Below are 20,811 nucleotides of genomic sequence, written 5' to 3'. Positions count from 1 at the left end.
GGAGGATGATACAGATGAAAACAAGCCGCGCGTCTCATTTATTGGAGAAGGTTCGAGAGGAAAATCCACTCGTTCATAATATCACGAATCAAGTCGTGACGAATTTCACAGCGAATGGGCTGCTTGCTTTAGGTGCTTCGCCAGTCATGGCAAACGCCAAAGAAGAAGTGGCTGAAATGGCACAATTAGCGGATGCACTTGTGCTTAATATTGGCACACTGACCAAGGAGACGGTGGAAGCCATGATACTCGCTGGAAAAGCCGCCAATGAAAAAGGTGTACCTGTTTTGTTAGATCCTGTCGGCGTAGGTGCGACAACGTTTCGAGCGAATGCCGCTAAACAGCTGTTAGAGAAAGTAAAAATGACCGTTGTCCGAGGGAATGCTGCTGAGGTGGCTCATTTACTTGGAGTGGATGGCTGGGAGTCAAAAGGCGTTGATGCGAAAGCGGCGAATGGAGATGTATCGGCATTAGCCAAACAAGCGTCCATTGTACTTCAGACAATAGTGGTGATCACAGGAAAAGTCGATGTGGTGTCAGATGGAAATGAGGTGCTGTCCATTCATAATGGACATGAATGGCTCACCAAGGTGACAGGAACCGGCTGTTTGCTGACATCTATCATTGGAGCATTTTGTGCAGCAGGTGAAAGGCCGCTTCATGCGTCGGCCGCTGCATTGCTGTTTTATGGTGTGGCAGCTGAAAAGGCAGCTCTGCAAACAAAGGATAAAGGACCGGGGACCTTTCAAATGGAATTGTTAAACGCACTATCACACACAACCGGCGATGATGTGCTGACATTAGGGAAATTAGGGGGAGTTTCACATGACAAAGGCTGATCAAGAGCAAATCAAACAGCAATTATCGGTTTATTTTATTATGGGAACAGCAAATTCAACGAGACAGCCGCTTGATGTTGTGAACGAGGCCATTCAAGGCGGAATCACCATGTTTCAATTTCGTGAAAAGGGTGAAAACGCCTTGCAGGCTGAAGAGAAGAAACAATTGGCTCGTCAAATTCAAGCGCTTTGCCAAGAAGCAAATGTTCCTTTTATTGTGAATGATGATGTACAGCTAGCGATTGATCTTGATGCAGATGGCGTTCATGTTGGACAGGAAGACGCAAACGCACAAGACGTCAGACAAAGGATCGGGAATAAAATATTAGGAGTGTCGACGCATAACCTAGATGAAGTGAAACAAGCCATGAAAGACGGAGCAGATTATGTCGGGATGGGCCCAGTCTATCCAACGGAAACGAAAAAGGATACACGCAGTGTCCAGGGGGTGTCTTTGATTACTGAAGTCCGCCGTCATGGCCTTCAAATTCCGATTGTGGGTATCGGAGGGATCACATACGACAACGCTGCACCAGTCATACAAGCTGGAGCAGATGGTGTAAGCATCATTAGTGCTATTAGCCAGAGCGCCGATCCAAAAAAAGCAGCAGAAAAGCTGAAATCACTTGTTGAAGCAGAAAAAGCATCTCTTTGATCTGAGGGAGACATGGATTGAATCAATTCATGTCTTTTCTTATGTAGGGGAAAATAGACAGGCGAGAAACAATTGTGTACAATTATATAGTTCTATTGTTTTCGAAATGACAGGTAAATAAAGGAGAATGAACATGGAAGTGCTCGATACGTATTTTCGCCGATACGATGAAGCAGGAAAAGGGCAGGAGCAATTGGATGAATTGCTGGCATTGTTTTCTGACGATGTCATGATTGTCTTAAATGGCGCCCGGAGGCCTGGAATCCAAGCATTCACACAATTTTTGAACACATTTTTCCACGTACATGATGACATTAAGCATATGTGGGATGGATGGATTAAAAGAGAAGATGGAAAGTATGAAACAAACTGGGCCGTGTGCGGAAAGCTTTCAGATGGCCGTGTCTATACAGCAGAAGGAATTGATATCGCAGAGCTGGACGACCAAGGGAAGATCGTTTATTTAGAAAACGTTCCGAAAAACCCAGAGTTATTCCAGCGCTATTAAAAAGGCGGCTTAGCAGCCGGCTTTGTTATTTGTCTAAAGAATAGGCCTTGATGGCTTCTTGAACAGAAGTTTCTTCATCAAAAATAAGGTGGCGGCTGTACACTTCACTCAAGTGTAGTGACTTTTGCTCTAAGTGATCTACAAGCTCAAAAATATCTAGAATGGCTGCTAATTTTATGTTAGTTTGGCCACCTTCTGCATTATCATAGATTTCCTCTGGGAAGCCTTGTTTGACTATTTCCTTCACTTGACGTTGGTTCTTAGCTTTTACCAAGATGATTCGTTCTTCAAAGATTTTATCGGGAATATTGCTTGGTGATGAGATGGATTCGAATAATAATTTTGCAGAATAAATCCTTTGCATACGTCATCCCACTTCTTTCGTGTCGATTTAAATAATTTCCAGTATGTGTATAACATGATAACATAGGAATGACATCTTGCAGGGAATACATAACGATAAATAGATTCATTACGGGGAGGGATAGGAATGAAGAGTGTGGTTGATAACAGAGGGGAAGTTCATGAAATTCTGTTAATCATCATTACATGCTGCTCTCTCATCATGTTTAGAAGGGTTGCCAGATTAGAGAAGTATAAAAATAAGTTGAAAAGCCAATTTATACCTTACTGAGATTTGAACAGAAGAACACAAAAAAAGCCGGCTGAGCAGCCGGCTTTTCCTTATGAATCAGTATCCATATGCATGCCTGTATGTGCCTTTACTTGAATTTCCGTAAAGGTGTCTTCATCTGCTTTTTCAGACGAGAATATCGTGCCTAAGTATGCGGCAAGAAATCCGAGTGGAATCGAGATAATCCCAGGGTTCGACAGCGGGATGAGCGGCTCTCCTGTGAAGATGGCTGCTCCTGATGGGTCCCAGACGCTTGGGCTGAGCGAGACGATAATCAGTGCGCTCAGAAGGCCTGTTAAGCTTCCGGCGATGGCACCCGTAGAGTTAAATCGTTTCCAAAAAACAGTGAAGATAATCAAAGGTAAATTCGCACTCGCTGCGACTGCGAAGGCAAGAGACACAAGAAAAGCGACGTTTAAGGACTGGGCAAATAATGCAAGAATGATGGAGAGGATCGCCACGCCGATTGAAGCAAAGCGTGCTGCCTTCACCTGCTCCCGCTCACTCGCTTTTCCTTTGCGGATAATCTGACTATAAAAGTCATGGGCAAAAGCTGACGCGGCGGATAAAACAAGACCAGTCACCACTGCTAATATGGTCGCAAAGGCGATAGCGGAAACAAAGGCAAATAATAAATCTCCTCCAAGGGCTTGTGCCAGAAGAGGTGCGGCCATATTTCCGGCTGCATCTGCTGCTGTGATCGCTTCTGTTCCAACAAAGGCAGCAGCACCAAAGCCAAGGAAAACCGTCATTAAATAAAAAATCCCGATGATCCAAGTAGCAGAAAGAACCGATTTTCGCGCAGAAATCGCATCCTTTACTGTATAAAAACGAATCAAAATGTGCGGCAGACCTGCTGTCCCAAGCACTAAGGCGAGGTTAAGAGACAAGGTTTCTAAAGGCACATCATATTTATTTCCCGGGTGAAGAAACGATTCACCAAGCGGGGTTGCAGTTTTCATCTGTTCAAACATCTTTAGCAGACTAAAATCAAACTTTGCAAACACAAGCAGAGAAATAATGAGCGTCCCAAGCATGAGAAGCACAGCCTTGGTGATCTGTACCCAACTGGTCGCAATCATGCCGCCAAACACGACATAAATGGTCATCAGGACACCCACGATCAGCACTGCGATCCAGTAATCAATGCCAAGAAGCAGCTTGATTAACGCACCTGCTCCAACAAGCTGTGCAATCATATAAAAAGTGGAGACTGTAATGGTATTAAAGGCGGCAACCCCTCGAATGGCAGGGCGCTTAAATCGTGCAGCGATCATATCGGCCATCGTATATTTCCCTAGATTTCGTAGCGGTTCAGCCACAACGTAAAGAACGACAAGATACGCTACTAGAAAACCAATGCTATAGAAAAAGCCGTCAAATCCGTTTAACGCGATCATTCCAGCAATCCCTAAAAAGGATGCAGCAGACATATAGTCGCCAGCAATGGCAAGGCCGTTTTGAAACCCAGTCAGGCCCCCTCCTGCAGTGTAAAAATCACTCGCATTGCTTGTTTTTTTTGCAGCAAAATATGTGATGACCAATGTGAGACCTACGATCGCTACGAACAAAATAAACGCGGTCATGCTCATTCGTCATCACCTCTTGATTCAGTTTTTAAAGCGCTTACATAATTGTCGAACTTAGCTGCTTTTTTTGCATAAAGTCCACATAAAACCCAGGTCATGACAAATTGTGTGAGGGCGAATAACCAAGCCCATGAGATCGCGCCAATTGCCGGCGTGTTCAAAAAGGTGAAGTAGGATGTAGCAACCGGAAGTGAAAAGTAAAAGAGAAAAAAGAAAATCGTCATCGGTACGATAAATCTGCGTTTTTCCTCAAGAAGTTTTCGGAAATCCTCTGAAGCGGCAACCTTCTTATAATGAACTTTTTTGTCTGCCATTGTTTCCTCCTTTGTACGAATTAGGGACAAGGTACTCCAATGCATATGAGACGATCTGGCTGTTTATGACAGTATATCATAAAAAAGGCACCCGAAAAGGGTGCTTTCTATCGATAATTTGCAAGAAATTGTTCTCTCGCTTTTTCATACGCTTCTGCGTCAAAATGATCTCCGCATTTATGAATACACCAAGGCTCTTCTTGTTTTGCAATCCCAACTTCATAGCCCTGCTGAGTGAATTCAAAGGACTGCGAGACATCATAAAAATGAAAGCCATCAAAGAGGTCCTCACGCCACCTCACATCGTATTGTGTTGCCATGAATAGACCATCAATAGCCGCAGCTTTGATATAATCTTGCACTTCGGGCTGCTGACGGTCTTTTTCAAACGAAAGCAGCTGATAGGTGTCGTGGCGATATTCAATGACTTTACCCCTGCAATCAGCACTCTCCCACCAAATTCCATTGTCAGGCACGCTTTCTGCTCCAATCACGCCCACCAGGCCAAGTGATGGATTTTGTAAAAAAAGGGGGATGAGCTCGAGCAGCATATGCTGTTTGACAATCAAGGTATCCTGATGAAGGTAGATTTTAAACTGAGCTGGATGAGTGATGGCTTCATTATAGGCAGAGGTCATACTTGATGCCTGTCTGATTGGTAAGACCTCCACATGGTATCCATGAGGAGCCGGAAGCGAAGCGAGCTGCCGGAAACAAGCCTGAAACATCGATTCATCATTTACACATAAAACAAACAGGATGGTCGGATTACTCATGAAATGGAACCGCCTCGACCACATATTGATAGGCTGTAGCAGCCTCGTGAAAATCAGAACGAATGCCGTGTTTCATGAGTAATTCATGTAGGTCATTCAACACGCCTGCATAGGAAGGATGCTGTACGCGAATAGCCTCGAATTCGCGAATGCGAAAACCCGCTGAATGAAAGAGTGCATGTATTTCGTGAAGCGTGAAGAAGCGTAAATGGGTTTGATCCATTAACCCTGCATCTGTATAAGTAAATCTGCCGGCTAGTAATTCTAAAACCGTTGAAATGTGGCCGATATTTGGAATAGATGACAAGATGGCACCCTCTTTTTTAAGGAAGGGTTTCACCTTTTTTAAAACGGCCCAAGGGTCCAATAAGTGCTCGAGGACATCTCCGAAAATAATGCAGTCAAATTGTTCATGGTCATAAGGGAGAGCCATCTGTTCAATATTTCCGCAGAGAACATGATTTAGCTCTTGCTCAGCCTCTTTTGCTGCGTCCTCAAATGACTCAATGCCATAGATGGTTCGGCCCTTTTGTTTCAGGACTTTTCCAAGCTTGCCTGTGCCGCATCCGATATCCAATAAAGACGTCCATTCCGCGCGAATACGACTGACGATGACCGGGTTTACCCCATGATAATACTGATCCTTTTTTTGGTGATAATACGAAAGGGAATCTGAACTCACGCTCTACCCACCTTTCTGCTTTCTCGTTGTTTTCATGGTTAATATATGGGTGGGCAGCTTGGTTTTATAACGAGAGAAGGACAATTTTCATGAATGCAACTAAAAAGGGATCATATAGAGAACGGGAAGTGGACTGTCCTCCTAATATAGAAAGACAGAACCCCATTGAGTGAAGGGATTGGTATGGAGAGGTGTTCAATTATTGTAGCGTATCGTCATGAAAGGATTTTCAAAAGGTCAATTGACAGGTCAGAACTTTTAGCCAAAGCAGTCTGAAAGACAAAGGATAACGGCGTTGATTTACGGTTTGTTTATCATCTTCTGATCACCGTTGGATGTTAAAAAAGCTTGTATTTCTTCGATGCCTAGTCCAATTTTTTTCGCTTCCTGAATCAAATAAACCCACTCTTCGTCAACTCTTCTTTTCACTTGCGTATCCATAATATCCTCCAGTTCAATAAGACATATTCACTGCAACCAATGACTTGAACAAACCGTCTAGTAACTGTACGTGTGGTTGAAAACAGCACAAAATAAATTTTGTCGAAAAATGATGACATTTAACCTATTTTGTAAAATCTATCACCTACCACGTTCCTAAAAAAATGACTAAAAAACCCATAAATATTGAAATCTTACTTCTAATAATAAACAATTGTTATGTCAGTTGAAAGATTATAAATTAAAATAATGAAAAAGACCTAAAACATTTGACTCATATAAACCAATTGTGTTGACATTTGCCATCGAGTAGAACAAATTTCATCTTTGCAGGACGTACATATTGTTCGTTTGGGAAGTTCTTCTTAAGATGGTATTCTAAAAGAAACAGAAACCACCAAGAAGGAATGAAGAAAGACATGTATAGCCTTTTTCAAAAGTATCGAGAAGTTGTCATGTATCTTGTGATGGGTGTGTGTACAACCATTGTCAATATCGTCAGCTTCTATTTATTCGTTGAGATGTTTTCCATGGATTACAAAACAGCTACGGTTGTTTCATGGGTATTTGCTGTTCTCTTTGCTTATATCACCAATAAGAAGTATGTCTTCAAGCAAAAGGCTCGTGACACAAAAAGCCTCATGCGTGAGCTTTCTTCATTTTTTAGTGTTCGTCTCATGTCTCTAGGTGTAGATCTGGGGCTGATGATTTTATTTGTGAGCCAAATGGCGCTCAATGAAACCGTCGCAAAAATTCTCGTCAACTTTGTGATTGTGGTGGTCAATTATGTCGCCAGTAAATGGTTCGTCTTCAAGAAAACAAAAGAAGATGCGATTTAACACATAAAAAAAGATAGGTGATGTGAAATGAGCAGCAGGTCAGACGACTTATATGATGCCATATATCAACAAACAGAAAAGCAGCATGAACAAGTGCTGAGGCTAGTCAAAGAAATGACCGCACATCCAGAAGCGTTTTCGGAACAAGAAAAGGAAAAGATCAACCGAATGGACATTGCGCTTCAAACGGCAACGGACATTTTAGAAAACTTAATGACCCCTGATACGCAAATGACCATTGTTTTAAGACAAGGGAGAATTCATGTTGACCTGTCAAAAGCGTAAAAGAAGCAGCCAATGATAAAGCGGCTGCTTTTTATTATGCATCGCTTGTTTCCCGCATTTGCTTTGGAGACATGCCGATTTTCTTTCGAAAGACTTTATTCAAGTAATTCGCATTTCGGTAGCCGCACTGTATGGCAATTTCTTCAATCGAGTATTTCGTTGTTTTTAGTAATGTTTCCGCCTTCTCTAACCGGATATTGGTTAAGTAGTGAATAGGTGTGAAGCCAGTGGCCTTTTTGAATTCCCTCGTAAAATGACTTTTGGATAAACGTGCCGCAGCTGCCATATCGTCTGGGCCAATTTCCTCGTGAAAATGATGGCTGGCAAACAAGGCCGCTTGAACGATGGGCTCAGGCCATTTCTCCATTTGTCCCTCAAGCTTTGGCAAATATGAATACAGTTCCATGACAAATTGATAAGCAAGGCTAGACCCCTCAAATGGATTGGTAATCCGTCTTTCACTGGCTTCATCATAAATTTTCTTCAGCAGGCGGATCGGTTTGGAATTAGGATGAAAACGCATGACCTGCTTTCCTTGATCTATAAATTGGTCAAAGCAAAGATCGCAGGCTTCCCCATAAAGCGTCAAATAGAGAAATTCCCAATGCTCACTGTCTTCTGGAAAATAATATTGATAGGCACTTGGGCTTTTCACAAGAAAGGCCTGCCCTGGCAAGACTTTGAACCGCTTCTGTCCGATTTCAATCATGCCGTGTCCAGACAGTGTGAGCTGAAAGATGCACTTGCCCTGATCCTTCCGCTCCACGCCATTCCAGCTGTATAAAGAAGATGATTGAACCTCCCAGCCAACAGACCATATTTGTGCCGGCAATGTAACATCAGAATGGTGAAAACGAAATGCAAATGCTTCCTTCTTCAAATTGGAAAACCTCCTTCACAGCAAAAAACAACCTTTTTCTATTTTGAATCATGGTACACCTCATATCACATCGTACCATTCACAGCAAAAAAAGGGTATTTTTTAACGATTTTTTTACCATTGAACTTACGCAGTTCAGGCAACTAAAATAAGAGTATCAGAAGAGAAAAGGGGAATGGATATGATCGATATGTTACGCACGGCATTTCACCAGCAATTTGGGGATAGAGAAGAAGAACTTCGCTATTTTTTTGCCCCGGGAAGAGTGAACCTGATTGGTGAACATACAGATTACAATGGAGGTCATGTATTCCCTTGTGCGCTCACTCTCGGTACATATGCAGCATGTGCCAAGCGGTCAGATGGCCGCGTGAGAATGTATTCCTTGAACTTTGATGGCGATGGTGTGAAAGAATTCGACCTTTTTGAAATCGCTTACTTGGAATCAGACGGCTGGGCGAATTATCCGAAGGGCGTGTTCCATCAGTTTATCGAAGCAGGGATGAAGATAGAAGAAGGCTTTGACATTGTATACGGCGGCAATATTCCCAATGGCGCAGGGCTGTCTTCCTCTGCCTCCATCGAACTTGTCACCGCTGTCTTTATCAATGAATGGCATTCATTCGGCGTTTCAAATGCCCGTCTTGCCCTCCTTTCGCAGCGTGCAGAAAATGAATTTATTGGCGTCAATTGCGGCATTATGGATCAGTTTTCAATTGCTCTTGGAAAAGAAGATCACGCCATCTTGCTCAATTGCGATACCCTTGATTTTGAATACAGTCCGTTTCGGCAAGAGGGGCTGGCGCTTGTCATTGCCAATACAAACAAAAAGAGGACACTGGCAGACTCCAAATACAATGAACGCCGGTCAGAGTGTCAATCCGCTTTAAACGATTTGCGAAAAGAAATTGATCTTGCCCACTTATGTGAGCTCACGGCTGATGAATTTGCCGAGCATGCCCACTTGATTCAGGATGAAACATGCCGCAAACGTGCAAGGCACGTGGTGACAGAAAACGACCGAACCATAAAAGCAGTCAAATTTCTGAAAGATGATAAAATGGAAGAAATAGGTGCGCTTATGAAGGCATCTCATCTCTCTTTAAAGAATGATTATGAAGTGACTGGATTTGAACTGGATACTCTGGCAGAAGCCGCTTGGCTCCATCCTGGAACAATTGGCTCCCGTATGACGGGCGCGGGTTTTGGCGGCTGCACGATCAGTATTGTGAAAGAGGAGCAGCTGGCATCATTTATAGAAGAAACGGGTGCGATTTATCAAGAGAAGACAGGTATTGAAGCCTCTTTTTACACAGCTGGAATTGGAGGCGGCGCAAGAGAACTCACGAAGGAGGAATTGTTATGACGATTTTAGTGTGCGGAGGAGCAGGGTACATTGGCAGTCATGCTGTAGCGGCTCTTTTAGCGAAAGGTGAACAAGTAGTAGTAGTGGATAATTTGCAGACAGGCCACAAAGAAGCTGTTTTGGAGGGAGCTGTTTTAGAAGAGGGAGATTTACGAGATCAAGATTTTTTAAGACAGGTTTTCAAAACGCATCAAATAGAAGCGGTTATGCACTTTGCCGCAGATTCACTTGTAGGTGAGAGTGTAACAAACCCGCTAAAGTACTATGACAACAACGTTGGGGGAGCAACAGCTTTACTTCAGGTGATGAATGAATTTGATGTGAAACACATCGTTTTCTCTTCAACCGCAGCTGCGTATGGTGAACCAAAGCGTGTGCCGATCGTTGAAACGGATGAGACGAACCCAACCAATCCTTATGGAGAAACAAAACTTGCGATTGAAAAAATGCTGAAGTGGTCTGAGCAGGCATATGGAATGAAATACGTCGTGCTTCGCTACTTTAATGTAGCTGGCGCTCATACAGATGGACTTGTCGGAGAGGATCATCAGCCTGAGACACACCTCATTCCGATCATTCTGCAAGTGGCTTTAGGAAAACGAGATCAGATCATGATTTACGGTGATGATTATGAGACAGAGGACGGCACGTGTATTAGAGATTACATTCATGTCATGGATTTAGTAGAGGCGCACATCTTAGCAGTTGATCGTCTGCGTGCTGGAAAAGGAAGTGCAACATATAACTTAGGGAATGGCACAGGTTTCTCCGTGAAGCAGGTAGTAGATGCTGTAAGAAACGTCACGGGGCATGCGATTCCAGCACAGGTGGCTGACAGACGCGCGGGAGATCCAGCAAAGCTGATTGCTTCTTCTGAAAAAGCGCTGCAGGAATTAGGGTGGACACCTCAATATGCTGACCTTCACACCATTATTCAAAGTGCGTGGGATTGGTTTCAGAAGCATCCAGACGGTTACCAGAGTAAATAACGCGTAACAGGCAGGCAAGAGAGGGGACAGAGAGAATGGCGGTAGATATTTTTGAAAAACTGGAACAGCTGATTCAATACGGAGTCAATCAAGAGCTGATTACACCACTAGATATCGATTATACGAGAAATCGGCTGCTTGAGGTGCTTGGGCTGGATGAAGCTGAGGCAAGAACAGTCTCAGGGGATGCGGAACTTGAAGACATCTTAATGCCAATGCTGGATTGGGCAGTAGAGACTGGCCTTATCCCTGAGGGGACGGATACGTATCGCGATTTACTAGATGCGAAAATCATGGGATGCTTGGTGGCGCCTCCAAGTGTCATCTACGCGAAGTTTGAAGAGAAACGCCAGCATGAAGGACCAGAGGCGGCTACAAGCTGGTTCTATGAAATGCAGCAGCACGCACACTATATTCATACAGGCAGAATCGCCAAAAATGTGCAGTGGTTTACACCAACAGATGATGGCGAGCTGGAGATCACAATTAATCTATCGAAGCCGGAAAAGGACCCAAAAGCAATCGCTGAAGCCAAAAAACTTAGTCAAAAGCAATATCCTCTTTGTCTGCTTTGTAAAGAAAACGTTGGGTTTGGGGGACGGATCAACCATCCAGCGAGACAGAATCACCGGATTATTCCTGTGACACTCACAGATGAATCTTGGTTTCTACAATTTTCACCTTATGTGTACTACAACGAGCACTGTATTGTGTTCAAAGGCGAACATGAGCCGATGAGTATCACCAAAAAGACCTTTGAACGATTGCTTTCTTTCATATATATATACCCGCATTATTTCATCGGATCGAACGCCGACCTTCCGATTGTGGGGGGAAGTATATTAAGTCATGACCATTTTCAGGGCGGTGCGCATGAATTTCCGATGGCGAAAGCGAAGCTTGAAGATGTTTTTTCCCTGAGTGCCTTTCCGAATGTGAGGGCCGGGATTGTGAAATGGCCGATGTCTGTGATCCGCCTTCGAAGCAGCGATAGGCAGACGCTTGCAGACGCCGCTGACTTTATCTTAAACGAGTGGAAAATGTATTCAGATGAAGAAGTGGAGCTGCTAGCTCATACAGGAGAGACGCCGCATAATACCATTACACCAATTGCACGCCGACATGGAGATGACTATGAATTAGATCTAGTGCTGCGTAATAATCGCACAAACAAGCAGCACCCGGACGGAATTTTCCATCCGCACGAAGAAGTCCATCATATTAAAAAAGAGAATATCGGATTAATTGAAGTGATGGGTCTTGCAGTTCTTCCTGGTAGATTAGCAGAGGAATTAAGCCAATTAAAAGAAGCGCTGTTATCCCAAAATCCCCTTGTAGAAATCAAAGCCCGTCCTGCTATCACGAAACATGAAGCATGGGCAAAGCGTCTGCTTGAAGAGAACACCTTTACAGAGGAGAATACAGAAGCCATTTTACAAAAAGAAGTCGGCATCATTTTTTCTCGAATTCTCTCACAGGCTGGTGTGTTTAAAAGAACTGAGCAAGGGAAAACAGCTTTTAAACGTTTCATTCATACACTCATATAGGCAGGTGATTAGATGATTGAACAAGTAAGAACAATAATGGAAGAAAAACAGCTCGACGGTGTCTTGATTCACAAGCGAAATAACTTCTCCTGGCTGACAGGAGGAAGAAGAAATCATATTGTGTTAAATACACCAGAGGGCGTGTGCAAGCTGCTTGTGTTAAAAGACGACATCGTCCTCATTGTGAATCAAATGGAAGAAAAGCGGATCATTGAAGAAGAGATGGCGTATATCGATCACCCATTTCAAGTGGTGACGATGGATTGGTTTGAGGATGATACGGCACACATTCAAACACTCACAAAAGACAAACGAATCGGGTCAGACATTCAAATGGATGGATTCGAATGGGTTGAGCCGGATTTGTCGCAAGTTCGATCCATTCTTTCTGCATCACAGCTCCGCCAATATGAAACACTTTGTCATGAAACAGCGGTCATTGTAGAGAGTGTCTGTAAAGAAATCGTTCCAGGACAGACGGAGCACCAAATCGCTTCGCTTGCGGCTCAAAAAGCGATCGCGCAGGGAATGACGATTGAAGTGCTGCTTGTAGCAACAGATGACCGGATTCATCAATACCGTCATCCAATTCCAACAGACAAAAAACTTCAAAAGCATGCGCTTGTTGTCCTTTGCGCTGAACGGCATGGACTCGTGGCCAATGTCACAAGGTCTGTTTACTTCGGTCAGCTTCCACAGGAGCTTGAAGAGAACAAAGAGCGGCTGGCACGAATTGACACGGTCATGAATGCCGCTACGCGCCCCGGTAAGACTTTGGGAGACGTGTTGAAAGCAGGTATCGCTCAGTATGAAAAAGAGGGCTTCCCTGAAAGCTGGAAAAAGCTTCATCAAGGAGGGAAAACGGGCTTTGTATCTAGAGAAATGATTGCAGTGCCTTCATCGAAGGAAGAAATTCAGCTGCAGCAAGTGTTTACATGGAACCCTTCATTGCCTGGATTGAAATCAGAGGATACGATGGTCGTAGAGAAAGAGGGGAACCGCTTTTTAACCTATACAGGCAAGTGGACATACATTGACGTTGAACATGAAGGGGACATCTATAGGCGCCCTGATATTTTAGTAAGAGATGAATAATTGCAGAATGCCGGCGCTAAGCCGGTTTTTTGCTGGAAGTCATTAAGTGGGATTCCACATATTCAACATGATTACCAATTCTTACAGCGTATAGTCAGAGGATCGATACTTTCTTTTCTTATCAACTTGCGTTAAAATAAGTAAGGTTTTTGTTAAATGTGGGGATACCTATTTTGAAATTGTTTACCTAGATAAAATTTCATTAAGTTAAATTGAAATTTGACCAAACTTTTTTATTGTGGTAAACCTAAATTTGACAAAGTTCTTGATTGTTTGTCCTTTGCCTTCAACTCTCAACTTTTCAAAATCCTAGAAATTTATTGTGTGTGCAATAATATAAATTTATGTCGAATTTATGACATTTTAAAAGAAATCTGTTGAAAAATAAATGAACTTTTGAAAAAAGGGAAGCTAACTCTAACAGATTTTGATAGCATTACAAAGGGAAGAAAAGTTTTCGAAGGCAGATGGCTTTTCACAATTATTCAGCAATTTATACATTATCTAAGGAAGGATGGTGATCTTCTTGTTCAGAGCCATTAAACCTATGCTTTTATTAGCGATGCTCGTGAGTGTTTTTGTATTAGGAGGTTGCAGCAATATCGCTGTTTTAGATCCTAAAGGACCAGTCGCAGCACAACAAAAAGACTTAATCCTTTTATCGATCGGATTTATGCTCTTTATCGTTGGTGCGGTATTTGTAATGTTTACCATCATTTTGGTTAAATACCGTGAGCGTAAGGACGTTGGAAACGCCTCTTATAACCCAGAACTACACGGGAACACGCTTCTAGAAGTTGTCTGGACAGTGATCCCAATATTAATCGTTGCTGCCCTTTCAGTTCCAACTGTAAAAACAATTTACTCTTTGGAAGAGGCACCTCAAGCAACAAGCCATAAAGATCCTCTTGTCGTTTATGCGACAGCTGTTGATTGGAAATGGATCTTTAGCTATCCAGAGGAAAATATTGAGACAGTGAACTACTTAAACATTCCAAAAGATCAGCCGGTTTTATTCAAAATCACTTCCGCTGATACAATGGCATCACTATGGATTCCTCAGCTAGGCGGGGAGAAGTATGCGATGGCTGGAATGGAGATGGAACAATACCTTCAAGCTGATCAAGTTGGCACATATCAAGGAAGAAACGCCAACTTCACAGGCGAGGGCTTTGCTCAGCAAAAATTCAAAGTCAATGCGATGACGCAGTCTGACTATGATAAATGGGTAAATAAAACAAAGAAAGAAGCACCGAAGTTAACGAAGAAAACGTATGACTACTTGATGCTTCCTGATGCTGCAGATGTGCAGACATTCTCATCAACACATTTATCCTTTGCGAAGCACGGAGAGGATTCTGAATATGCACTCCAAGCACGCAAACGTTTAGGTTACCAAGCAGTTTCTCCGCATTCCAAGACAGATCCTTTCGAGAATGTGAAGAACTATAAAAGAAAATTAGAAACAGAATAAACTGACTAAGGAAAGGAGGAGGCCGTTATGCATTTAAAATGGGATGAGTTTTTTGTAACTGGAGACCCATTAATTCTTGGTGCGCAAATTTCTATCGCTCTTACCTCCATTGCCATCGTGTTTGTTTTAACCTACTTTAAAAAGTGGAAATGGCTCTGGAAAGAATGGCTGACATCAGTTGATCATAAAAAGCTTGGTATCATGTATATCCTTGCTGCTGTGATTATGTTCTTCCGCGGTGGGGTAGACGGACTGATGATGCGCGCGCAGCTGGCGCTTCCTAATAATACGTTTTTAGATTCAAACCACTATAATGAAATCTTTACAACGCATGGTACGATCATGATTCTATTCATGGCGATGCCATTTTTAATTGGTTTAATCAACGTCGTTGTTCCTCTTCAAATTGGTGCACGTGACGTTGCATTCCCTTATTTGAACAACCTTAGCTTCTGGACATTCATGGTCGGAGCAATGCTGTTCAACATTTCCTTCGTTATTGGAGGATCACCAAGTGCAGGCTGGACGAGTTACATGCCGCTCGCCGGAAATGATTTCTCACCAGGACCTGGACAGAACTACTACTTGCTCGGGCTCCAAATTGCAGGTATTGGTACACTTATGACAGGTATTAACTTCATGGTGACCATCTTAAAAATGCGTACAAAAGGTATGACACTTATGCGTATGCCAATGTTTACATGGACAACATTGATTACGTCTGTCATCATCGTTTTTGCATTCCCTGTACTAACAGTTGCTTTAGCACTTATGACATTTGATCGTTTATTCGGTTCTGCATTCTTTACACTCGAAGCAGGCGGTATGCCGATGCTTTGGGCGAACCTATTCTGGATTTGGGGACATCCTGAGGTATATATTGTTATCCTGCCGGCTTTCGGTATTTTCTCAGAAATTTTTGCGACGTTCTCAAGAAAGCAGTTGTTTGGTTACAAAGCGATGGTTGTCTCGATTGTGGCAATCTCTGTTCTTAGTTTCCTTGTGTGGGTTCACCACTTCTTTACAATGGGGAACAGTGCAGCGGTTAACTCATTCTTCTCGATTACAACAATGGCGATTTCTGTACCAACAGGTGTGAAAATCTTTAACTGGCTCTTTACGATGTATCGAGGCCGTATCAGCTTTACATCACCAATGCTTTGGGCACTTGGTTTCATCCCGAACTTCGTAATCGGTGGTGTAACTGGGGTTATGCTTGCGATGGCAGCTGCGGATTACCAGTACCATAACACGTACTTCCTTGTATCCCACTTCCACTATGTATTAATCGCAGGTACTGTATTTGCTTGTTTTGCTGGTCTTGTTTTCTGGTATCCAAAAATGTTTGGTTACAAGTTAAACGAAAGAATAGGCAAATGGTTCTTCTGGGTATTCATGATCGGATTTAACATCTGTTTCTTCCCGCAGTACTTCTTAGGACTGCAAGGAATGCCAAGACGTATTTATACGTATGGACCAGAAGATGGCTGGACTGCACTAAACTTTATTTCAACAATTGGTGCATTTATGATGGGTATCGGATTCATCATCCTTTGCTACAACATTTACTACAGCTGGAGACACGCAAAACGTGAAGTGTCTGGAGACAGCTGGGGAGAAGGGCGTACACTTGACTGGGCGACATCTTCTGCAATTCCGCCGCATTATAACTTTGCAGCACTTCCAGAAGTGACAACACCAGATGCATTCCATCATTGGAAGCAAAACAATGTAGACGTTCATCCTGAAAAAGAATTCAAGAAAATTCACATGCCGCACAATTCAGGCAGACCGCTGATCATGTCTGCATTCTTTGGACTTGGTGCATTCGGTCTTGTATTTGAATGGTACTGGATTGGCGTTATTGGCTTAATCGGTGTATTCGCAACGATGATTTTACGTTCATTCGAATATGACGATGGCTACTATATTCCTGTTGAAGAAGTAATCGAAACAGAGAAAAAGAATAAGGAGGCGCAGAAGTAATGGGACATAATGATAGCAGCTATGCAAATGCACCGCTTGAATATCGCTCTGAAACCGGACGTTTAAACATTCTTGGTTTCTGGATATTCCTTGGCGCGGAAATCGTGTTATTCTCAACACTTTTTGCGACCTACTTTGTTCTACATGGCAGAACAGCTGGTGGCGTTTTACCAGCTGAGCTGTTTGATATGAAACTTGTATTGATCATGACATTCCTGCTATTGGTTAGTTCATTTACATGCGGGATTGCCGTTCATGAAATGCGCCGTGGAAGTACAAAAGGGGTTGTCATCTGGACGATTCTCACACTGCTTCTAGGTGCAGGCTTCGTTGGATTTGAGATTTTTGAGTTCTTCCATTATGTACATGAGGGTGCGAGCATCCATACAAGTGCGTACTGGTCTGCATTCTTTGTACTCTTAGGAACTCACGGACTACACGTATCGATCGGTATCTTCTGGATTACCGGAATCTTGTTCCAAATTAAAAAACGTGGATTAACTCCACAAACAGCAGCGAAGATTTTCATCTCAAGTCTATACTGGCATTTCCTTGATGTTGTATGGATTTTCATCTTCACAGCTGTTTACTTGATCGGATTAGGGGGGCTTTTGTGATATGGCTGGAAAAACACATTCCTCAGCAGAGCACGAACACTTCCCTTGGAAACACGTAGTTGGCTTCATTCTATCCATTGTGCTGACAATTTTAGCATTCTGGATTGCCATTGGAGCTGAAATTGGCAGTTCCGCAAAACTATGGATTATCTTTGGTTTTGCGTTCATTCAAGCATTCTTGCAGCTGTTCATGTTTATGCACATGACAGAGAGCGAGAACGGAACTGTTCAAGTCGGAAATACTTTGTTTGGTCTGTTCTGTGCGATTATCTTCGTCATCGGATCTGTTTGGATCTTTGCGGCTCACTACAGCCACGGAGAGAACAGTAAAGACGGTTATTCACCGTCTGCACCAAAGCAGTCTGAGCATTCAGAGAAATAATAAAAAAACCACTCATCTCTTAAAGGTGAGTGGTTTTTATCATAATGGTGATAACGCTTCCAATAGTTGGGCGATATCTATCTGCTGCTGAATCTTTTGCGAATGAATGGAAGTCCATAGATGAGGAACGCTGCAATGTGAGCCAAAATCACGTTAATGGCAAAGAATGCGATCATGAAGGTATGTCCTGCTGGAGATAAACTGCTTGTCATGTAAAGACCGAAGAAAATCCACATAATCATAATGGGTGGAATAGATGCTAATGCAATCTTTCTGTTTTCCAGCCATAAAAACAGGGGTGTAGCCGTTGCAATACATAGGTACGCAAAGAACATATCCATCGTATCCAACTCCTTTGTAAGTTGATGTTCAAATCAAATGAGAGGTCAGGATGCAATTGTGTCTGTTTTTAGGAGATATTGTGAACATTTTGTTACAGGTATTATACCACAATTGACTTTGAAGTAAACGTAATAATTGGAAAATGGGCCTTATTCCATACAAAATGGTTTTATTCCTCATTCCTCAGTGCAGCTATCTCATCTGATGTTTACTTGTCATATCGCCACATAGGTCATTGAATTTTCCCCTTAAAATCTGTAAAATAAACTTTTTAAAGGACTTGAGATCGGTTGAATGAAAAGTGTATAGAGGAATTTTTTCCTATTGTTAGGATGAAAAGTATTTCATTTTTTGAAAATTGAATGGAACCTTTCGGATGTATCTTCCGTCATATTTAAGGTGAGTTGATTTTGTGAAAATTTCAATCTAATATAAACAAGGGCTTTTATGTTTTGTAATAAGGGTGGTTAGTTCATGAACAAGCAGAATACATCTCCTTACTATCAAGGAGATTTGATTTTTATATTTTTAGCCTTCTTTGCCATCAGTGTCATTGCGATTTATGCTGCGGGTCAATTTGGGCAGTATGGATCTAATGCATGGACGAGGCAGATCATATACTATATGGTCGGAGTTATATGTATTGTTGCTATTAATTATTTTGACTTAGAGCAATTAGAGAAACTGAGCTTATATATATTTATAGGCGGCATTATGCTGTTAATTCTTCTTAAAGTCGCTCCTGCACAAATCGGGGGTCATGATTTTGCTCCAATCAAAAATGGTGCAAAAAGCTGGTTTGTGTTGCCAGGAATAGGGACATTTCAGCCTTCAGAGTTCATGAAAATTGGTTTGATTATGATGCTCGCATCTGTCATTGGAAAGTCTACACCTAGAGGAAAGCGGACATTAGAGGATGATATTTTCCTTCTATTAAAAATTGCCGGAGTGGCGGCTGTACCAGTTGGACTAATCTTCTTGCAGGATGCAGGGACTGCGGCTGTTTGTATGTTTATTGTTGTGGTGATGGTATTTTTATCAGGGGTCAATTGGAAACTGATCTCACTCATCGGCTCAGTGGTTGTGCTTTTAGTTGCCTCTATTTTAGCCGTAATCATCTTATTCCCTGATTTTGCGAAAACAATAGGCATTCAGCAGTACCAGATCAACCGTATTACCGCTTGGCTGCCTGATAGTTCTTCGGCAGCCAACCAAGCACAGACGCAGGATGCATCTGGATCTGATAAATATCAAGTAGAGCAGGCGATTATGGCCATTGGGGCAGGGCAGATTTTTGGGAACGGCATTAAAAACTTAAAGGTCTATGTTCCTGAAGCACAAACGGATATGATTTTCTCCATTATAGGTGAAGCCTTTGGCTTTATCGGCTGTGCGTTTGTTGTGATCATGTTCTTCTTCTTGATTTACCGGCTGGTCGTACTGATTGACCGAATACATCCTTATAGCCGATTTGCGTCATTCTTCTGCGTCGGATATACAGCCTTGATTGTGATCCATACGTTCCAGAACATTGGAATGAACATAGGCGTGATGCCTGTAACAGGGATTCCGCTCTTATTTATCAGCTTTGGAGGAAGCTCTGTCTTGTCCGTTCTGATTGGATTCGGGATCGCCTATAACGCAAGCGTTCAATTAACTAAATATCAAAGTTATTTATTTAAATAAAACGGGTAAGGGCAGTCTAATTATAGGCTGTCTTTTTTTATTGCGAGTTTTAATTTTTGAAAAGCCCTATGTCTTTGTTTTATGATAGAAGAAGTCAAGGAGGTCTTCGAGTTGAACAAAACGATAGAAACCATATTAAATCATCGATCCATTCGTTCGTTTACAGACGAGCGTTTGACAGAAGAAGAGGTGCTGACACTGATCAAAAGTGCACAGGCTGCTTCAACATCAAGCTACGTACAGGCGTATAGTATTATTGGTGTAACAGATCAGGAGAAGAAGGCCAAGCTTGCTGAACTGGCTGGAAATCAACCTTACGTTGAGAAGAATGGGCATTTCTTTGTCTTCTGTGCAGACTTGAAACGCCATGATTATATTGCAAAAAAAGCAGGGAAGAATCATCAGGAGGCGCTTGAGAATACAGAAGCCTTTCTCATTAGCGTCATTGATGCGGCATTGGCTGCACAAAATGTCAGTGTTGCCGCAGAATCAATGGGACTTGGAATCTGCTATATTGGCGGACTGCGTAATCAGCTGAGAGAAGTCTCTGAAGTGCTTGAAACGCCATCTTATGTGCTGCCGTTATTCGGTCTAGCTGTTGGGCATCCAGCTAATCAGTCGTCTCAAAAGGAACGACTGCCAGTTGAACTCATATATCATGAAAATTCATATCAGCAAGATGAAGCGCATGTGGATCGTTATTTAAAAGAATACGACGATCGTATTTCCGCATATTATGAAACACGAACAAACGGTGAGAGAAAAGATACTTGGTCTGAGCAGATGCTGCGAGGCTTTAGCCAGCCAAAGCGTGCCTTCCTTGGAGAATTTGTGAAAGAGAAGGGCTTTAATCGAAAATAAATAAGACAACCCCCTTTCCATTAA

Annotated in this window: 23 protein-coding genes; 15 read left to right on the top strand and 8 right to left on the bottom strand. The window is 42.5% G+C overall.

Annotated features, from left to right (window positions below; all coding sequences use genetic code 11):
* Positions 1–14: 14 nt before the first annotated feature.
* The 3 genes from thiM (at position 15) to ACN6NB_RS18125 (ending at position 2,002) form a co-directional block, all read left to right on the top strand.
* Entirely contained in the window at positions 15–839 is an 825-nt protein-coding gene (gene thiM, locus ACN6NB_RS18135) for a hydroxyethylthiazole kinase (RefSeq protein WP_144489850.1), read from the top strand.
* Positions 826–1,494 carry a thiamine phosphate synthase gene (gene thiE, locus ACN6NB_RS18130; RefSeq protein WP_058838473.1) on the top strand — a complete coding sequence of 223 codons (669 nt, stop codon included), beginning with the start codon at positions 826–828 and terminating at the stop codon, positions 1,492–1,494. Before thiM ends, thiE begins: the two co-directional genes overlap by 14 nt.
* A 133-nt stretch (positions 1,495–1,627) precedes the next feature.
* On the top strand, positions 1,628–2,002 hold the full coding sequence (locus tag ACN6NB_RS18125; RefSeq protein WP_047203665.1) for a nuclear transport factor 2 family protein: 375 nt from the start codon (positions 1,628–1,630) through the stop codon (positions 2,000–2,002).
* A 25-nt stretch (positions 2,003–2,027) separates the two neighbouring features.
* On the opposite strand, the gene ACN6NB_RS18120 is transcribed toward ACN6NB_RS18125, so the two are convergent.
* From ACN6NB_RS18120 to ACN6NB_RS18095, 6 genes are all read right to left on the bottom strand, one after another.
* Positions 2,028–2,366, bottom strand: a complete 339-nt coding sequence (locus tag ACN6NB_RS18120; RefSeq protein ID WP_144489852.1) for a DUF4288 domain-containing protein — start codon at positions 2,364–2,366, stop codon at positions 2,028–2,030.
* A gap of 320 nt (positions 2,367–2,686) precedes the next feature.
* A complete protein-coding gene (locus ACN6NB_RS18115; RefSeq protein WP_024423846.1) occupies positions 2,687–4,228 on the bottom strand; it encodes a solute symporter family protein in 1,542 nt (513 codons plus the stop codon).
* Positions 4,225–4,539 (bottom strand): DUF485 domain-containing protein, encoded by a 315-nt coding sequence (locus tag ACN6NB_RS18110; RefSeq protein WP_024423845.1) that lies wholly within the window; start codon positions 4,537–4,539, stop codon positions 4,225–4,227. The genes ACN6NB_RS18115 and ACN6NB_RS18110 overlap by 4 nt, the downstream gene beginning before the upstream one ends.
* Positions 4,540–4,646: 107 nt before the next feature.
* A complete protein-coding gene (locus ACN6NB_RS18105) occupies positions 4,647–5,315 on the bottom strand; it encodes a glycosyltransferase family protein (protein WP_107162873.1) in 669 nt (222 codons plus the stop codon).
* Positions 5,308–5,997, bottom strand: coding sequence for a class I SAM-dependent methyltransferase (locus ACN6NB_RS18100; protein ID WP_144489854.1), 690 nt, complete (start codon positions 5,995–5,997; stop codon positions 5,308–5,310). Before ACN6NB_RS18100 ends, ACN6NB_RS18105 begins: the two co-directional genes overlap by 8 nt.
* A 300-nt stretch (positions 5,998–6,297) precedes the next feature.
* On the bottom strand, positions 6,298–6,438 hold the full coding sequence (locus ACN6NB_RS18095) for an anti-repressor SinI family protein (RefSeq protein WP_008345506.1): 141 nt from the start codon (positions 6,436–6,438) through the stop codon (positions 6,298–6,300).
* 407 nt (positions 6,439–6,845) lie between these two features.
* On the opposite strand from ACN6NB_RS18095, the gene ACN6NB_RS18090 reads away from it, so the two are divergent.
* Positions 6,846–7,277 (top strand): GtrA family protein, encoded by a 432-nt coding sequence (locus ACN6NB_RS18090; protein WP_039182392.1) that lies wholly within the window; start codon positions 6,846–6,848, stop codon positions 7,275–7,277.
* 27 nt (positions 7,278–7,304) lie between these two features.
* Entirely contained in the window at positions 7,305–7,562 is a 258-nt protein-coding gene (locus ACN6NB_RS18085) for a hypothetical protein (protein WP_039182389.1), read from the top strand.
* Positions 7,563–7,596: 34 nt separating this feature from the next.
* Here the strand turns inward: ACN6NB_RS18085 and ACN6NB_RS18080 are convergent, their stop codons facing one another.
* Positions 7,597–8,442, bottom strand: a complete 846-nt coding sequence (locus ACN6NB_RS18080; protein ID WP_064498814.1) for an AraC family transcriptional regulator — start codon at positions 8,440–8,442, stop codon at positions 7,597–7,599.
* A gap of 181 nt (positions 8,443–8,623) precedes the next feature.
* Between ACN6NB_RS18080 and ACN6NB_RS18075 the strand changes: the two genes are divergently transcribed.
* From ACN6NB_RS18075 to qoxD, 8 genes are all read left to right on the top strand, one after another.
* Positions 8,624–9,808 carry a galactokinase gene (locus ACN6NB_RS18075; RefSeq protein WP_474253525.1) on the top strand — a complete coding sequence of 395 codons (1,185 nt, stop codon included), beginning with the start codon at positions 8,624–8,626 and terminating at the stop codon, positions 9,806–9,808.
* Positions 9,805–10,797 carry a UDP-glucose 4-epimerase GalE gene (galE, locus tag ACN6NB_RS18070; RefSeq protein WP_039182383.1) on the top strand — a complete coding sequence of 331 codons (993 nt, stop codon included), beginning with the start codon at positions 9,805–9,807 and terminating at the stop codon, positions 10,795–10,797. Before ACN6NB_RS18075 ends, galE begins: the two co-directional genes overlap by 4 nt.
* Positions 10,798–10,832: 35 nt before the next feature.
* The gene (gene galT, locus ACN6NB_RS18065) at positions 10,833–12,344 is read left to right on the top strand and encodes a UDP-glucose--hexose-1-phosphate uridylyltransferase (RefSeq protein WP_474253524.1); all 1,512 of its coding nucleotides are present in this window, start codon (positions 10,833–10,835) and stop codon (positions 12,342–12,344) included.
* Between the two features lie 12 nt (positions 12,345–12,356).
* The gene (locus tag ACN6NB_RS18060) at positions 12,357–13,439 is read left to right on the top strand and encodes a M24 family metallopeptidase (RefSeq protein ID WP_474253523.1); all 1,083 of its coding nucleotides are present in this window, start codon (positions 12,357–12,359) and stop codon (positions 13,437–13,439) included.
* Between the two features lie 517 nt (positions 13,440–13,956).
* A complete protein-coding gene (gene qoxA, locus ACN6NB_RS18055) occupies positions 13,957–14,913 on the top strand; it encodes a cytochrome aa3 quinol oxidase subunit II (RefSeq protein ID WP_099663814.1) in 957 nt (318 codons plus the stop codon).
* Positions 14,914–14,940: 27 nt separating this feature from the next.
* Positions 14,941–16,899, top strand: a complete 1,959-nt coding sequence (gene qoxB, locus ACN6NB_RS18050) for a cytochrome aa3 quinol oxidase subunit I (protein WP_007497822.1) — start codon at positions 14,941–14,943, stop codon at positions 16,897–16,899.
* Complete coding sequence (gene qoxC / locus ACN6NB_RS18045; protein ID WP_039182371.1) at positions 16,899–17,516, top strand: cytochrome aa3 quinol oxidase subunit III; 618 nt, start codon at positions 16,899–16,901, stop codon at positions 17,514–17,516. Before qoxB ends, qoxC begins: the two co-directional genes overlap by 1 nt.
* Position 17,517: 1 nt before the next feature.
* Positions 17,518–17,898 carry a cytochrome aa3 quinol oxidase subunit IV gene (gene qoxD, locus ACN6NB_RS18040; protein WP_007497818.1) on the top strand — a complete coding sequence of 127 codons (381 nt, stop codon included), beginning with the start codon at positions 17,518–17,520 and terminating at the stop codon, positions 17,896–17,898.
* A 77-nt stretch (positions 17,899–17,975) separates the two neighbouring features.
* On the opposite strand, the gene ACN6NB_RS18035 is transcribed toward qoxD, so the two are convergent.
* Entirely contained in the window at positions 17,976–18,239 is a 264-nt protein-coding gene (locus ACN6NB_RS18035; RefSeq protein WP_008345491.1) for a spore morphogenesis/germination protein YwcE, read from the bottom strand.
* A gap of 475 nt (positions 18,240–18,714) precedes the next feature.
* On the opposite strand from ACN6NB_RS18035, the gene ACN6NB_RS18030 reads away from it, so the two are divergent.
* Together ACN6NB_RS18030 and nfsA are read left to right on the top strand one after the other, a co-directional pair.
* Positions 18,715–19,926, top strand: coding sequence for an FtsW/RodA/SpoVE family cell cycle protein (locus ACN6NB_RS18030; protein WP_144516247.1), 1,212 nt, complete (start codon positions 18,715–18,717; stop codon positions 19,924–19,926).
* 111 nt (positions 19,927–20,037) lie between these two features.
* Positions 20,038–20,787 (top strand): oxygen-insensitive NADPH nitroreductase, encoded by a 750-nt coding sequence (gene nfsA / locus ACN6NB_RS18025; protein ID WP_107162879.1) that lies wholly within the window; start codon positions 20,038–20,040, stop codon positions 20,785–20,787.
* The last annotated feature ends 24 nt before the right edge of the window (positions 20,788–20,811 follow it).

It is taken from the genome of Bacillus sp. 11B20 (assembly GCF_056098985.1).
This window is presented reverse-complemented; position numbering and strand designations above follow the sequence as displayed.